Origin of the sequence: Enterococcus sp. DIV2379 (assembly GCF_050542965.1) — a bacterium.
In the GTDB taxonomy this organism is placed as follows: domain Bacteria; phylum Bacillota; class Bacilli; order Lactobacillales; family Enterococcaceae; genus Enterococcus_D; species Enterococcus_D entomosocium.
The window spans coordinates 1,384,130-1,397,445 of sequence record NZ_CP172938.1; the positions used below are offsets into that span (position 1 = coordinate 1,384,130).

Below are 13,316 nucleotides of genomic sequence, written 5' to 3' on the forward strand. Positions count from 1 at the left end.
TCGATGCAATTATACTTTACCCGTCACGGAAAAACAGAGTGGAACCAAGCGCGCCGCTTTCAAGGGATGCTAGGGGATTCACCGTTATTGCCGGAAAGTCATGAAGAGATCAAACTGCTCGGTGATCATCTGGCTGCTATTCCTTTTGAGAAGATTTATTCAAGCACGTCTTTACGAGCAAAAGTAACTGCCCAAGAGATCCAAACAAGGCTCCATCACCCTGTTGAAATTATTTATAATGAGAACCTGCGTGAGATCGGACTTGGTGAATTAGAAGGACGTTCTATCGATGAAATGCATGAGAAGTATCCTCAACAATTGACTGATCTGCGTAATCATCTTGATCGCTACGATCCCAGTGCCTTTAAGGGAGAGCCGATCCAAGAAACATTGAGCCGGATCGAGACCGTCGTCATGGATGCGGTGATGCAGCATGAAGGCCCATTATTGTTCGTCGGTCATGGGGCATCCTTTACGGCTGCTATCCAGTGGCTTGCAGGCAAACCATTAGCCGAATTAAGAGAGCAAGGTGGACTAGTCAACAACAGCTTAAGCCTTTTAGAGACCAATGACCAAAAAGTACTGCCTTTTGAACTGAAACTTTGGAATGAAGCAAGCTTTTTAAGCAATCAGGCAGGGTTAGACGCTTTATTGTAAGCCATGAAAGGAGCGGCACCATGATTCCAGAAAGAACGTTTTTTGTCGGCCATGTTGCCGCCATCTTTTTCCAGAATCCCAGCAATTTTTATAAAGTACTATTAGTTAAAGTCACTGAGAATAATGCCGACTACAAAGACTCGGAGATCGTCGTTACTGGTAGTTTCGGCGAGATCCAAGAAGAGGAAAAGTATCGGTTTTTTGGTGAGCTGGTCAATCATCCCAAGTATGGCGTCCAGTTGAAGGCTGAGAGTTACCAACAAGAACAACCGACCTCTGAACAAGGATTGATTGCCTACCTTTCTGGTGAAAAATTTCCGGGCATCGGCAAAAAGACTGCTGAAAAAATCGTTGACCTGTTAGGAGAAGAAGCGATCGACCGGATGCTGGAAGAACCGGCATTGTTGGAGCAGATTCCAGGGTTAAATGAAAGTAAGCAAAAAATGATTTTAGATACCGTTCGGCAAAACCATGGGATGGATCAAGTAATCGTTGGCTTGAGCCGTTATGGTTTTGGTAGTCAGCTTTCTTTTGCAATCTACCAAGCCTACAAAAATGAGGCGCTATCCATTATTGAGGAGAATCCTTACCAGCTGGTGGAAGACATTGAAGGCATTGGCTTTAAACGCGCAGATGGCATCGCTGAACAGCTGGGGATCGAAGCTTCGTCACCGCAACGGTTTCGAGCGGCGGTCTTGCATCAAATCTTCGCCCAGTCCTTGCAGACGGGCAATACCTTTATCCACGCCCAAGATTTGTTAGAGCAGACACTGCGCCTATTAGAAACGAGCCGCCCCATTGAGATTGCGCCTGACGATTTGGCATCAACGATCATTCATCTAGTGGAAGAAGGAAAGATCCAACAAGAAGAAACCCGTTTATATGAAAATAGTTTGTACTTTTCTGAATGGGGAATTGCCAGTTCCATCGAACGCTTGCTTTCCCGCAAAAAAGAAATCGTCTATCCTGAGAAAAAAATCAGTAAAACGTTACGTAAAATAGAAAAGCACTTAGGCATCACCTATGGTTCCTCGCAAGAAGAAGCGATCAAAGAAGCAATCCGATCGCCATTGTTTATTTTGACAGGTGGCCCAGGTACTGGGAAAACAACAGTGATCAATGGGATCGTACAATTATTTGCTGAGTTGAACGATTTGGACTTAGAACCATCAAAATACAGCGACGAAACCTTTCCGATTCTCTTGGCAGCACCGACTGGTCGAGCCGCCAAACGGATGAACGAAACGACTGGTTTGCCAAGTGGTACGATCCATCGTTTGTTAGGATTGAATGGCCGTGAAAAAGCACCATCGATTAGTCCCAAAGAGTTAGAAGGCGGTTTACTGATCGTCGATGAGATGTCAATGGTCGATACGTGGTTGGCGAATACGCTCTTTAAGTCGATCCCTACAAACATGCAAGTGATTTTTGTGGGGGATAAAGATCAGCTTCCTTCTGTGGGACCAGGACAAGTCCTTCATGATTTGCTAGCGATCGATGCGATCCCGAAACAAGAATTGACGGAAATCTATCGTCAAGGAGATGGATCAAGTATTATTCCACTGGCCCACGCCATCAAAAACGGGCAGCTGCCTGCTGATTTTACACAAAACCAAAAAGATCGTTCTTTCTTTGCGTGTGATGCGTACAAGATCGAACCGTTGATCGCTCAGATCGTGAAACGGGCGAAAGACAAAGGTTATACGCCGCAAGATATTCAAGTGTTGGCGCCGATGTATCGTGGGGCAGCTGGGATCGATGCTCTGAATAAAATGATGCAAGAGATTTTTAACCCCAACGATGGAACCAAAAAAGAGGTCACCTTCAATGATACGGTGTATCGTATCGGCGATAAGGTCTTGCAGTTGGTAAACTCTCCTGAAGATAACGTGTTTAATGGCGATATGGGCCAAATCGTTGGGATCACTCTAGCCAAACAGTCGGAAGACAAGGTTGACGAACTGGTCATTCAATTTGATGCCAACGAAGTGACCTATAAGCGTAATGAATGGAACAAGATCACATTATCCTACTGTTGTTCGATCCATAAATCCCAAGGTAGTGAATTTCAAATGGTTATTTTGCCGATGGTTCATCAATACCAACGTATGCTGCAGCGCAATTTGCTATATACCGCTGTGACTCGCAGCAAAGAGATGCTGATTTTACTTGGTGAACCGCAAGCCTACCAAACCTGTGTCAGTCACGAATCTGCCACTCGCTTAACGACATTAAAAGAACGTATCAATGGCACGGAAGAAATGACGCCGCTGCAACGGGCGAAATTGGCTCAGTTTGAGGAAGCCGATGATCCGTTTTATAATGATTCCTCTGAGAACACGAAGGCAAAAATGGTAGCTTCGAAGCCAAAGGAAAATCCCAGCACTGAAGCTGCTGCTAACCAGCAAGCGACAGAAAAGTCACCAGATAGTGGGTTGGACTTGTTTGCTTTTGCCGAGCCTGAGCCGTCGGCATCAAATCAGACAGAAACGGCCAAGCCTCTGTCAGGGGATAAGGTCCTAAGTGAAGGGACTACGGGGGAAGAAGCACTCATCGAAGAAACGCAAAACGATGGTGTGCTGACCTTAACGATGGTCAAAAAGCATTTAGTAGATCCAATGATTGGGATGAAGGACTGTTCTCCGTACGACTTTATGCCCGTAAAAAACGAGGGATTATAACGATGAGAAAATGCTAAAAATGGGTTGTTAGTGAGCGCTTTCTTTTGGTTTTTCAGCTTCTTATGCTAAGCTGAAATCAAAAGGAGGCGTTACATTATGGCGAAAGAAACCGAAGACAAATTAGCAAAACTCGCAAAAGAATCTGGCAACGACTTTAAGAAATTGGATGAGATGGAAAAAGAATTTAAATTAGATGAAAGCCCTGATGCAGAACGAGGCGAACGGGAAGAATCAGGATTAGAAAAAACGTTAGATAAGGCGCCGATTTTCCCGCCTAACACACCAAATAACCCAACGAATCCTGGCAATCCTGGAAATCCATGATTTTCTACCAAGAAGAAACCAACTGTTGAATAATCGAATAGAAAGAAACCTGAAGAATGCAAAGGCGCATTTCTTCAGGTTTTTTGTGTCTAATGAGACTCACTGTAAATGCTGATAAAAATAGATTGCTAATTGCGTGCGATCCCGTAACCCCAGCTTTTCTAGTAATTGGCTGATGTAATTACGAACGGTTCCATCACTCAAATACAAGGCATCGGCGATTTCTTTATTGTTTTTACCCGCTGCTACTTCTTTGATGATCGCAAATTCACGTTCGCTAAAGGAAGCTTGATTGTCAATTGATGGTTCGTTCTTCATTAGCTGCGTGAAGGTCTCAACGATTTCATTCCCAAAGACAACTTGGCCATTATAAGAGGCTTTGACAGAAGGGATGATTGCCTGTAAATTCTGTTTGATCAAATAACCTTTCACACCGATGGAAAAGGCTTCTCGAATGTATTCTTCATCTTTGAAGGTAGTCAATAGCAAAAGGATCGCGTGGGGAAATTTAGCCAGTATTTCTTTGGCAGCATCGATCCCAGTTTGTTCCGGCATGCGGATGTCCGTCAGCAAAACGTCAGGACGATGAGTTTCATAGAGGTCAATGGCGTCTTTGGCACAATGACCGATGCCTAATACACGAATTTCTTCTGTGCTTTCTAAAATGGTTTGCAACGAGGTCGTCACAAACGGATCATCGTCAATAATAACTACAGTAATCATTGGTGTTCCTCCTTTGGTAAAATGATCGTCAACTGAAAGCGTTGGTTTTCTTGTAAGATATGAACTTGTCCTTGTTGTTCTTGGACCCGTTGACGCATCGTTTTCAGACCGATTCCAGTTTTAGCAATTTGAGATCCGCGGACCCCATCATTGGTGATTTGCAAGCGGAAAAAAGCAGGCAGTGTCCGAAAATGCAAGACAACGGTTTTGGCATGACTGTGTTTGATGCTGTTGGTCAAGGCTTCTTTGATCACCATTAAGAAACAATTTTGCTGGGCTTCGTTCAATCCTTCAAATAAGGTTCCTTCAATCGTGACTGAAGATGGAAAATCAGCAATCAGAAACTCTAAGGACTGTTGGAAAGTAATCGATGTCTCATGGAGATCATGAACGCTTTGGCGGATACGATCCATCCCAGTGTGAACCGTAGCACTCAAATTTGCTAAGGGCTCATTTAGTTTTGGTTCTTGATTGATCATTTCAAGTGCGCCAATCTGCAAAATGGCACTCGACAGCAGATGGCCAACATTGTCATGGATATCTCGCGCGATTCGATTTCGTTCTTCGGCAATTTGTAAGGCCAATTTTGTTTCTTGTGATAAGGCTAGTACTTTGTTTTGCTGCGATAATTGCTGCTGTTTTTCCCAATGAGTATCTTTTGAAGCGATGTACTTTTTCTCAAGAGCAGACATTCGCTGTTCTTTTTTACGTAAGTAAAAAGCAAAAAGCAACAAAAGGATGACAAAGGCGATCTTGGAGGGGGATTGATTGCCAACTGTCGCGATCAATAAAAATCCTAATAAAGATAGAATGTCATCTTTTCTTTCTTCAGGAGCGATCACCCGCATCATTGCAGGCAGAAAGAGGGCAAGCTCTGGCCAAAAAGTACATAGAAGCAATAGAATAACTTGAAAAAACCAGCTTGCTTTCCTAGGCAATAAATAACTGACACCAGTGAAGAAAATAGCGATCAGCAAAAAAATGACTTGTACGGCAACAAATCCTTGATTTACCAATAGAAGCAACGAGATTGCGAGTAGAAAGCCAGCTTCGCTGAGTAGTCGAGATTTGGACATGGCAGACTCCTTCATTGTGACAAATGTCATAGTTGATTTGGTCAATCGTCACTAGTTTCTTTTCTTAAACTTTATTATAGTCAGATTAACAAGAAATTTGGAAGGAGTTTTTCATCATGATTATTGAAATTGATAAATTAGTTAAACGCTATGGTGATTTTGTGGCATTGAATCATTTTGATCTGCAAGTACAAGAAGGGGAAGTTTTAGGATTATTGGGACCAAACGGTAGTGGGAAATCGACTGCTATCAATTGTATGCTCTCTTTGCTAAATTATGACAAAGGCACCATTAAACTGTTTGGATCAACCATGACCCCTGAAAACTATGCCGTTAAAGCAATGATCGGCGTCGTTCCTCAAGATGTTGCCGTCTTTGAAGAACTAAGTGTACAAGAAAATATCGATTATTTTTGTGGTTTATATGTTGCTGACAAAGAGAAACGGCAAGCATTGATCGAAGAAGTCATACAATTAGTGGGATTGGAAAATTTCGTGACTTTCCATCCAGGTGAGCTGAGTGGTGGCTTGAAACGACGGTTGAATATTGCCTGTGGGATCGCTCATAAGCCACGCTTGATTTTTTTAGATGAACCAACAGTCGCCGTCGATCCCCAAAGTCGTAATAAAATTTTGGAAAGCATCAAAGAGCTGAATCGCCAAGGAGCAACGATCGTTTATACGACCCATTACATGGAAGAAGTGGAAATTCTTTGTGACCAGATCGTGATTATGGATCAGGGACAGGTGATTGCCAAAGGGACCAAGGAATCTCTGAAAGACATGGTACGCACGGCAGATCGTTTGACCATCGACATCCCCTTACTGCCAGACCATGTATTGGCTACAATTCAAACCACCATTACTGCTGACGGGATCGTTTATAAAGAGGGACAGCTCCAAGTAACAACGACGGAACTCAATACGGTCTTGCTCCCCATTTTGACGCTCTTACAAGCAGAGAAAATCAGTTACGGAAAAATTGCAACCAAAGAAGCGACCTTAAATGATGTCTTTTTAGAGATCACGGGCAAGGAATTGAGAGACTAAAGGAGGGGAAAACATGTTTTGGCATTTTTACAAATATCGCACAAAAGTGCTGTTGCGAAATAAATCCATGCTGTTTTGGACGTTGGCGTTTCCCATTCTCTTAGGCCTAATGTTTATGGCGGCCTTTGGGGAGATCGATCAAGCAGGAAATTTAGAGACAATCACGACGGGAATCATAAAAAACGGGGATCAATCAGCGCTTTCGGAAAATTTTTCCGCGGTCCTTGAACAAGTGGAAATCAATGAAAAACCATTATTTGATCTTAAGGAACTATCAGAAGCAGAGGCAGTTGAAGAGCTGAATGCGGGTGATTTAGCTGGGTTTTATCTGATAGCTGACGAAACGATTTCACTCCATGTGGGGCAAGCGGGCATGAGTCAGACGTTGATGAAAAATGTAATGGATCAATTTTTACAACGTACAGCGATTATTTCTAGTAAAGCAGCAGAACTTGAAACGCTTGATCTTGCACCAATTATGGCCTCGTTTGAACAGGAAGCGACTTTTCAAGAAGTGAATGCTGATCGTGACATGAGTGTTAAAAGTTTTTATTTCTTTACTTTGATTGGGATGGCGATCCTCTATGGGACGATGTGGGGTGTTCGCAATGTTCAGGATCAGCAAGCCAATCAATCCGCGAATGGGATTCGGCTTTCCTTGATACCAAGAAAACGCACATTGGTTTCAAGTGCGAATTTAGCGGCGAGTTTTACGATTGTGTTAGTAGAAGTCTACATTATTTTAGCGGTTTTTCGTTTTGTCTATCAAGTAGACTTTGGTGAACGATGGCAGTGGCTACTACTGGTTGCCGCGTTGGGATCATTGTGTGCGATTTTGCTAGGAACATTGATTGGAAATCTGACGCCAAAAATGAATCTGGTGCAAAAGGATGGCATTTTGATTTCCGTGACGATGGCGATGAGCTTTTTTGCCGGGATGATGGGCTCGGAACAAATCAAGTATTGGCTTGATCTACATGTGCCGATACTGGGGCAAATAAATCTCGTCAATTTGATCAGTGAAAGTCTCTATCAATTATACTACTATACAGATCTGGCTAGCTTTTATACCAATCTTTTATGGTTGACTGGCTTTATCGTCCTTTTCGCAATTGGAAATACTTGGATCGAAAGAGGGGTGCGCTATGACGCTTTATAAAACGATTTGGACTTTACTGAAGGCCAATAAGTCGAACTTACTAATTGGAGTACTGATCACTGTGGGAGTTACATTCTTTTATGCACAAAGCATCGACGTCGAAAACACCTCTTTACAAGAAGCCAACATTGCTTTGATCAGTGAAGAGGAGTCGCCAGTCGTTGACGGTCTTCTGGACTACTTGAAGGAGAAGCAGACCTTGGTCACTTTGGAGGGTACCTCACAAAAAGAAATTGATGATGCCCTTTATTTTAATCGCATAAACATCGTCTTGCATTTACCAGTAGATTTCACGGAACAGGTGGAGGCCGGCCAGATGCCAGCAATCGAGATTCAAAGCCGGCCAGATGCTTTCTCTAAAACCATTGTCACCCAGCAAGTGAACACGTACTTACAGACGCTTTTGCTTTTTAAAGAAGAAGGTAAAACAGTTAGTGAGGCGATAGAACAAGCACAAACAGCGCTAGCCGTCACTGGGCAAGTTGAACTCAGTACAGAATATAGTCAACGAATGAAAAAAATGTTAACAGGCATGACCTTTAACTTATTGTCATATGGTCTCTTTCTATCAATATTTAGCGGGTTTGGCGTGATCAATATGGCCTTTAATCGCAAAGCAATCAGCAAGCGAAACCAGAGCGCCCCTCTTGCTAAACGTGTCTTACAGCGGAAAATCCTGTTAAGCTTGATCAGTTATTCGCTGCTCTTAACTTTCGGCTTTTTATTACTGATGGTGTTATTAGTGATCCGCACGTCTTGGGATACAGCAGCTTGGTACCACATTTTGAACACGTTCTTGTTTTTATTACCAGTCATCAGCTTCTCGGCGTGTGTCACTTCCCTGGTGAAAAATTCAGAAGCAATCGGCGGGATCAGCAATATCTTTATAACCGGCAGCTGTTTTATCGGTGGTGTCTTTGTATCAGCTAATTTCCTGCCAGATATTGTCAATAAAATCGCGGCGTTTACACCAACGTATTGGTTTGTTCAAAACAATACCTTGATTAGCGAGACCCTCACGTACAATCAAGGGTTTACTGAATCGTTTTGGTTCAATGGCTTTGTCTTGGTTGCATTTGCAGCAGTATTTTCAATGATCCAATTTGTTTTGGGAAAAGAAAGAAGTCCTCGTTGGCAGTACAACTCAGCGAAAAACTAACAGGTACACAGAAAAAAACGATACAAATCGTTGCTGATTTGTATCGTTTTCTTTATGGGCACCAAAATAATTGATTGGCAATAGTAAAGGTAATATCAAAGGGACGTTGGCCCATTTCTTCGCCATCTTCTTGTCCATGTTGGGGCACGGTAGAGATAATTCTCAGCTTCGACGTGGAGAGATGATGAAAGTAGCGTGAATTCATGTGTTTCTTACGCATCAGTAAACCGATCAGCCAGAAAATCTTGAAAATCGACACACGCTCAACGAGTACGAAATCAAACTTTTTCTCTCTGACTGAAGCGGTTGGGGCGATTGCAACACCGCCGCCAAAGTAAGGATGATTGGTCGTGGTGCACAAAAAAGCTTTTTTATAACTGAATTGTTGCCCATTACACTCGACTAAGATCGGAAAACCTCTTTGAAGAAACAAAACGCGGATAATTGCAGCGATATAGGAAAAGGAGCCGAGGTTGAACTTATTAAGACTGCTTTTTGCCACAGAGTGATTGGTGGTATAGACGATTGCCGCATCAAGACCAATACCCACATTATTAAGAGCGATGCCGTTTTCCTCTTGGATCTGCTCTTCATAGCGGATAATGGCCAATTCTTGGGGCTTAGTAGTACCGGCAATTTTCCAAAACGCTTTTTCCGGCTCTCGTGGAAGATCGATACTTCGCGCAAAATCGTTTCCCGAGCCAGCGGGGATGTAAGCAACGGGAATTTGTTGTTGTTCAAGTTGTAACTCTGATACTACTTGGTGCAGCGTTCCATCACCGCCGATAACCACCAATAATGGATAAAGCATCTCGCCATTTTCTAAATAGACATCATCCCAAGGTAAAAGGCGTTCTTTTAAGAGTTTTCTGGTGATGTTCCGTTCGTCGCCGGGTGATTTGGTTAGGTAGATTTGATGGGGGAAACGATGTTTTTTTACGATTCTTTGCACACGTTCCGCCGCTTTTTTTCCTCGTCCACTACCTGAAGCAGGGTTTACGAGGAAGTGATAATAATAGTTCATTTTATGAATAGCTCCATATCGTTTTTTCGTTCAATGCGGTTAATTATAGCATGTTTCGACAGAAGGCGGGGAGACGATGCCTGAAAAAAGAGCAAAAAAATAGATTCGACGATTGTGCTTTCTGGGTTTTCAAAGGTTCTTATGTCCACTTTGATCCTCAGGTAATGATGCCCATCGCCGAATCCTATTCAATTAGTAAGGAGTAACTCAAATTCCCACATCCTTTGTCTTTTATTCTAAGTTGACAACAATTCTTTTCTTGCAGAACCTGCTTCGTCTGCTTTACTGGGAATCCTTGCTCCTTACACTTATAGTATAGCACATTTTTCTCTTTTAGCAATCGCTTACATGATTTGGTTGTTGTCTTTTAGATAAATTTAAATAGTTTAAATAAAAGATAAAGGAAAAGCAAAACCGAGTTTTCATACGATTTTGCTTTTATGTCTTTTAGAAAGTAGCAGTCATTCTTTTTTTGGATTTTTCACAAAAATTAAAATCAAAATTGGAACCACTAAAAATATAATCGCATTATTGATTATCAGCACATCGTAATTACTAAAATTAAACGGATTATTTTGCCATGTTTGAAACATAAATCCCAGTAAATTTTGAGTATGGGCAAGATAAAATAAAGCAGAGGTGCCTAGTATGTTAAGGATTATTGTGATCACACATAAAATCCGTACTAGCTTAATTAGTACTTTTTTCATAGGAGAGCCCCTTTAGTTATTGCTGCATTTCTGGTAGATTGGCGAAGGCTTCAGTTAGTTTCACAGATTCTTCTAAAATATCCATATAGATATCGTAGTAAGCCCAGCCGTCACCTAGATCAGCCGCTTCAATTGTCTCAGTGGTTGTTTGAAATTCTCTCATCAAATCAGTGTAGCTACGCATAACAGAAGTGTAAGCGGACAAATCATAAGTTTCAGGATTGGCAATATACCCTTCAACTTCTGCGATCAGATCAGCGTACGTATCAGATAATTTTTCAAGTTGTGCTTCCAATTCATCAGAAGCTTGCTCATTCGCTTGGCTGTCAATTTCTTCTCCTGAGCTCTCATTAGTTTCAATCTCTTCTTCTTCAGAAGCAGCGACATCCTCAGAATCTTCGGAGCTTTCCATTGTTGTTTCAGTTGTTTGTTGTGACGATTCGACAGTATCACTTTCCACATCTTCACTAGAGCAACCAGCCAGGAATAAAGTGGATACTAGTACAAAACCAAATAAAATCTTTTTCATTTTTAAACCCTTTTTTTCAAAATAAATTGTAATATTTTGCTTATATTATAATTTATGAAGAAATATTTTTTTGTATCTAAAAAAGAACATATCCTTTCTTTTTTAGATACTTTATTTATTTTACCTTGAAAAGCCTCACGAATAAAGAAGTATCTGGTTATTTTAAACATTATTTAACTATGATTATGCGTATTGTTATAAATAGTGATAAAAAAAGCGTTTTTTTATTTTGTGTAAAAATTCGAAAGGTTTGCATTTTATTGAGAAAAGATATTAAAATAACTATAATATATCTAATTATTTTTTTATTATTATTTATTGCTTTTTCCTTGTTAAAAAAAAGCGATAGGAGTAAATTAGAAGTGTAAAAAACTTATTTTAGGAGGAAGTATTATGTGTACTGCGTTAACTTATGTAACGAAAGATCATTATTTTGGCAGAAATTTTGATTATGATGTTTCTTATAAAGAAGTAGTGACCATTACTCCGAGAAATTATCCATTCAAATTTCGCAAAGTAAGTGAAATAGATCACCATTACGCAATGATTGGGATTGCTGCTGGTGTCGCTGAGTATCCACTGTATTATGATGCGGTCAATGAAAAAGGTTTAGGTATCGCTGGATTGAATTTTCCAGAAAATGCTGTCTACAATGAATTTCAAGAAGGAAAAGAGAATGTTACGCCTTTTGAGTTCATCCCATGGCTCTTAGGACAATGCGCTACTGTCGAAGAGGTAAAAGGGCTATTAGCCAATGTCAATCTCGTTCGGATCAATTTTAGTGAAGATTTGCCTCTATCGCCTTTGCATTGGATGATTGCTGATAAAAAAAGTGCCATCGTTGTGGAAAGTATGAGTGATGGCCTTCATATTCATGAAAATCCGGTGGGAGTTTTGACAAATAATCCACCATTTGACTATCAATTGTTCAATTTGAATAATTACCGTGTGTTATCATCGAAAACTCCGGAAACTCATTTTTCTGACAAGGTGGATTTTGATGAATATAGTCGTGGAATGGGCGGCTTAGGTCTGCCAGGAGATCTTTCTTCGATGTCTCGCTTTGTCAAAGTAGCTTTTACCCGATTGAATTCCGTTTCTGGAGAATCTGAATCCGAAAGCATTAGTCAGTTCTTCCATATTTTAGGTTCGGTTGAGCAACAAAAAGGACTTTGTGACATAGGCAATGAGCGCTATGAGTACACGATTTATTCTTCTTGCTGCAATACAGATAAAGGAATCTATTACTATCGTACGTATGAAAATAGTCAAATCGTTGCAGTTGATATGAATAAAGAAGATTTGGAAGGTAATGTACCGATTTCTTATCCATTAATTGAAGACCAACAAGTTCTTTTCAGTAACTGATCCATTCTTAAAAAACCATCTCAAAGCTGTTTTGAGATGGTTTTTTTCTTTTTCATTTTTAAAATGAATCACTCTCATTTGTTGTCGTCTTCGTCCCTGCGGTACTTTTATTCGGAAATGGAAAAAAGCGGTTCACCAATATTGCAATCGTCATGCCGATAAAACTATCAACAATTCGATTAAAAGCATACAAGTAAGATTCAGTTTGAGGAATCATAAATAAAATCGTCAATAGTGTGGCACAAGCACCAACTGTTCCCTCGGAGTAATCAAATTTGACCAATAAAGCGATCATTAACATGATCACTAAAGGGATTGCAATCATTTGAATAAAGGACGAATGTCCGAAAAAGTTAAATATCGCAATACAAAATACAGAAGCGATTGCGCCGAAGCTGTTACCGGCAATCCGATGTTTCCCGTATTTGACGGTATTCTCATGATCTTCTCTTAATGTGAAAACAGCTGTGATCGTTGATACGACGTAGGTTTCACGATTCAAAAGAACACTAACCAAAATACAGAGGAATACACTGATTCCAGTTTTTACATTTCTTAAGCCAAAGGTCAATCCAAATAAGTTCAATCATGCCATCCTCTCAAAATAAATTTCAACGAAGTCGATTATACCACATTGCAGACGGTCAATTGCTTAGATTTTCAGAAAAATGAACAACGATTCTTTCATCGTACGTTGACAGGCAAATTTTATCAGTCGTCGAGAAGCTAGCTTGATACCATGCAATTTTGAACTTTGAGTGTTGAAAGGAATACAATAAGTGACCCCAACCCTAAATGAATTGACTTTCGTTGCCATCGCTTAAGACTCCTTTTTTTATTTCTCAGTCTGTTCAACG

The 13,316-nt window shown here is 40.8% G+C and carries 13 protein-coding genes; 7 read left to right on the forward strand and 6 right to left on the reverse strand.

The genetic code is table 11. The features are described from left to right. Nucleotides 1-3: 3 nt before the first annotated feature. The 3 genes from IGI92_RS06375 to IGI92_RS06385 all read left to right on the forward strand — a co-directional run bounded on the left by IGI92_RS06375 (nucleotide 4) and on the right by IGI92_RS06385 (nucleotide 3,662). Complete coding sequence (locus IGI92_RS06375; RefSeq protein WP_008379766.1) at nucleotides 4-657, forward strand: histidine phosphatase family protein; 654 nt, start codon at nucleotides 4-6, stop codon at nucleotides 655-657. Between the two features lie 20 nt (nucleotides 658-677). Beyond that, nucleotides 678-3,338 (forward strand): SF1B family DNA helicase RecD2, encoded by a 2,661-nt coding sequence (recD2, locus tag IGI92_RS06380; protein ID WP_086372734.1) that lies wholly within the window; start codon nucleotides 678-680, stop codon nucleotides 3,336-3,338. Between the two features lie 96 nt (nucleotides 3,339-3,434). Beyond that, entirely contained in the window at nucleotides 3,435-3,662 is a 228-nt protein-coding gene (locus IGI92_RS06385) for a cold-shock protein (protein WP_430608307.1), read from the forward strand. Between the two features lie 99 nt (nucleotides 3,663-3,761). Here IGI92_RS06385 and IGI92_RS06390 read toward each other — a convergent pair whose 3' ends face one another. Together IGI92_RS06390 and IGI92_RS06395 are read right to left on the reverse strand one after the other, a co-directional pair. After that, entirely contained in the window at nucleotides 3,762-4,385 is a 624-nt protein-coding gene (locus tag IGI92_RS06390) for a response regulator transcription factor (protein ID WP_008379771.1), read from the reverse strand. After that, nucleotides 4,382-5,491 (reverse strand): sensor histidine kinase, encoded by a 1,110-nt coding sequence (locus tag IGI92_RS06395; RefSeq protein WP_005236702.1) that lies wholly within the window; start codon nucleotides 5,489-5,491, stop codon nucleotides 4,382-4,384. The genes IGI92_RS06390 and IGI92_RS06395 overlap by 4 nt, the downstream gene beginning before the upstream one ends. Before the next feature lie 86 nt (nucleotides 5,492-5,577). On the opposite strand from IGI92_RS06395, the gene IGI92_RS06400 reads away from it, so the two are divergent. Genes IGI92_RS06400 through IGI92_RS06410 form a run of 3 tightly spaced genes read left to right on the forward strand, consistent with a single transcriptional unit; the run spans nucleotide 5,578 to nucleotide 8,828 of the window. Beyond that, nucleotides 5,578-6,510, forward strand: coding sequence for an ABC transporter ATP-binding protein (locus IGI92_RS06400; protein WP_005236700.1), 933 nt, complete (start codon nucleotides 5,578-5,580; stop codon nucleotides 6,508-6,510). A gap of 13 nt (nucleotides 6,511-6,523) precedes the next feature. Then, nucleotides 6,524-7,669 carry an ABC transporter permease gene (locus IGI92_RS06405; RefSeq protein ID WP_430608309.1) on the forward strand — a complete coding sequence of 382 codons (1,146 nt, stop codon included), beginning with the start codon at nucleotides 6,524-6,526 and terminating at the stop codon, nucleotides 7,667-7,669. Continuing rightward, a complete protein-coding gene (locus IGI92_RS06410; protein ID WP_430608311.1) occupies nucleotides 7,656-8,828 on the forward strand; it encodes an ABC transporter permease in 1,173 nt (390 codons plus the stop codon). Before IGI92_RS06405 ends, IGI92_RS06410 begins: the two co-directional genes overlap by 14 nt. Before the next feature lie 52 nt (nucleotides 8,829-8,880). Here the strand turns inward: IGI92_RS06410 and IGI92_RS06415 are convergent, their stop codons facing one another. The 3 genes from IGI92_RS06415 to IGI92_RS06425 form a co-directional block, all read right to left on the reverse strand. Then, nucleotides 8,881-9,852, reverse strand: a complete 972-nt coding sequence (locus tag IGI92_RS06415) for a diacylglycerol/lipid kinase family protein (protein ID WP_430608312.1) — start codon at nucleotides 9,850-9,852, stop codon at nucleotides 8,881-8,883. 461 nt (nucleotides 9,853-10,313) lie between these two features. Continuing rightward, nucleotides 10,314-10,562: a hypothetical protein gene (locus IGI92_RS06420; protein ID WP_005236692.1), complete on the reverse strand. Its 249-nt coding sequence runs from the start codon at nucleotides 10,560-10,562 to the stop codon at nucleotides 10,314-10,316. Between the two features lie 16 nt (nucleotides 10,563-10,578). After that, nucleotides 10,579-11,091, reverse strand: coding sequence for a membrane lipoprotein lipid attachment site-containing protein (locus tag IGI92_RS06425; protein WP_142425319.1), 513 nt, complete (start codon nucleotides 11,089-11,091; stop codon nucleotides 10,579-10,581). Nucleotides 11,092-11,484: 393 nt separating this feature from the next. Between IGI92_RS06425 and bsh the strand changes: the two genes are divergently transcribed. Further along, on the forward strand, nucleotides 11,485-12,459 hold the full coding sequence (gene bsh, locus IGI92_RS06430; protein WP_005236690.1) for a choloylglycine hydrolase: 975 nt from the start codon (nucleotides 11,485-11,487) through the stop codon (nucleotides 12,457-12,459). Nucleotides 12,460-12,517: 58 nt separating this feature from the next. Here bsh and IGI92_RS06435 read toward each other — a convergent pair whose 3' ends face one another. Then, on the reverse strand, nucleotides 12,518-13,045 hold the full coding sequence (locus IGI92_RS06435; protein ID WP_016621330.1) for an FUSC family protein: 528 nt from the start codon (nucleotides 13,043-13,045) through the stop codon (nucleotides 12,518-12,520). Nucleotides 13,046-13,316 lie beyond the last annotated feature (271 nt).

What these genes read in the sequence shown, in the direction of transcription:
- IGI92_RS06375 (WP_008379766.1), top strand. Translation starts at nt 4, where the DNA reads ATGCAATTATACTTTACCCGTCACGGAAAAACAGAGTGGAACCAAGCG.
- recD2 (WP_086372734.1), top strand. Translation starts at nt 678, where the DNA reads ATGATTCCAGAAAGAACGTTTTTTGTCGGCCATGTTGCCGCCATCTTT.
- IGI92_RS06385 (WP_430608307.1), top strand. Translation starts at nt 3,435, where the DNA reads ATGGCGAAAGAAACCGAAGACAAATTAGCAAAACTCGCAAAAGAATCT.
- IGI92_RS06390 (WP_008379771.1), bottom strand. Translation starts at nt 4,385, where the DNA reads ATGATTACTGTAGTTATTATTGACGATGATCCGTTTGTGACGACCTCG.
- IGI92_RS06395 (WP_005236702.1), bottom strand. Translation starts at nt 5,491, where the DNA reads ATGACATTTGTCACAATGAAGGAGTCTGCCATGTCCAAATCTCGACTA.
- IGI92_RS06400 (WP_005236700.1), top strand. Translation starts at nt 5,578, where the DNA reads ATGATTATTGAAATTGATAAATTAGTTAAACGCTATGGTGATTTTGTG.
- IGI92_RS06405 (WP_430608309.1), top strand. Translation starts at nt 6,524, where the DNA reads ATGTTTTGGCATTTTTACAAATATCGCACAAAAGTGCTGTTGCGAAAT.
- IGI92_RS06410 (WP_430608311.1), top strand. Translation starts at nt 7,656, where the DNA reads ATGACGCTTTATAAAACGATTTGGACTTTACTGAAGGCCAATAAGTCG.
- IGI92_RS06415 (WP_430608312.1), bottom strand. Translation starts at nt 9,852, where the DNA reads ATGAACTATTATTATCACTTCCTCGTAAACCCTGCTTCAGGTAGTGGA.
- IGI92_RS06420 (WP_005236692.1), bottom strand. Translation starts at nt 10,562, where the DNA reads ATGAAAAAAGTACTAATTAAGCTAGTACGGATTTTATGTGTGATCACA.
- IGI92_RS06425 (WP_142425319.1), bottom strand. Translation starts at nt 11,091, where the DNA reads ATGAAAAAGATTTTATTTGGTTTTGTACTAGTATCCACTTTATTCCTG.
- bsh (WP_005236690.1), top strand. Translation starts at nt 11,485, where the DNA reads ATGTGTACTGCGTTAACTTATGTAACGAAAGATCATTATTTTGGCAGA.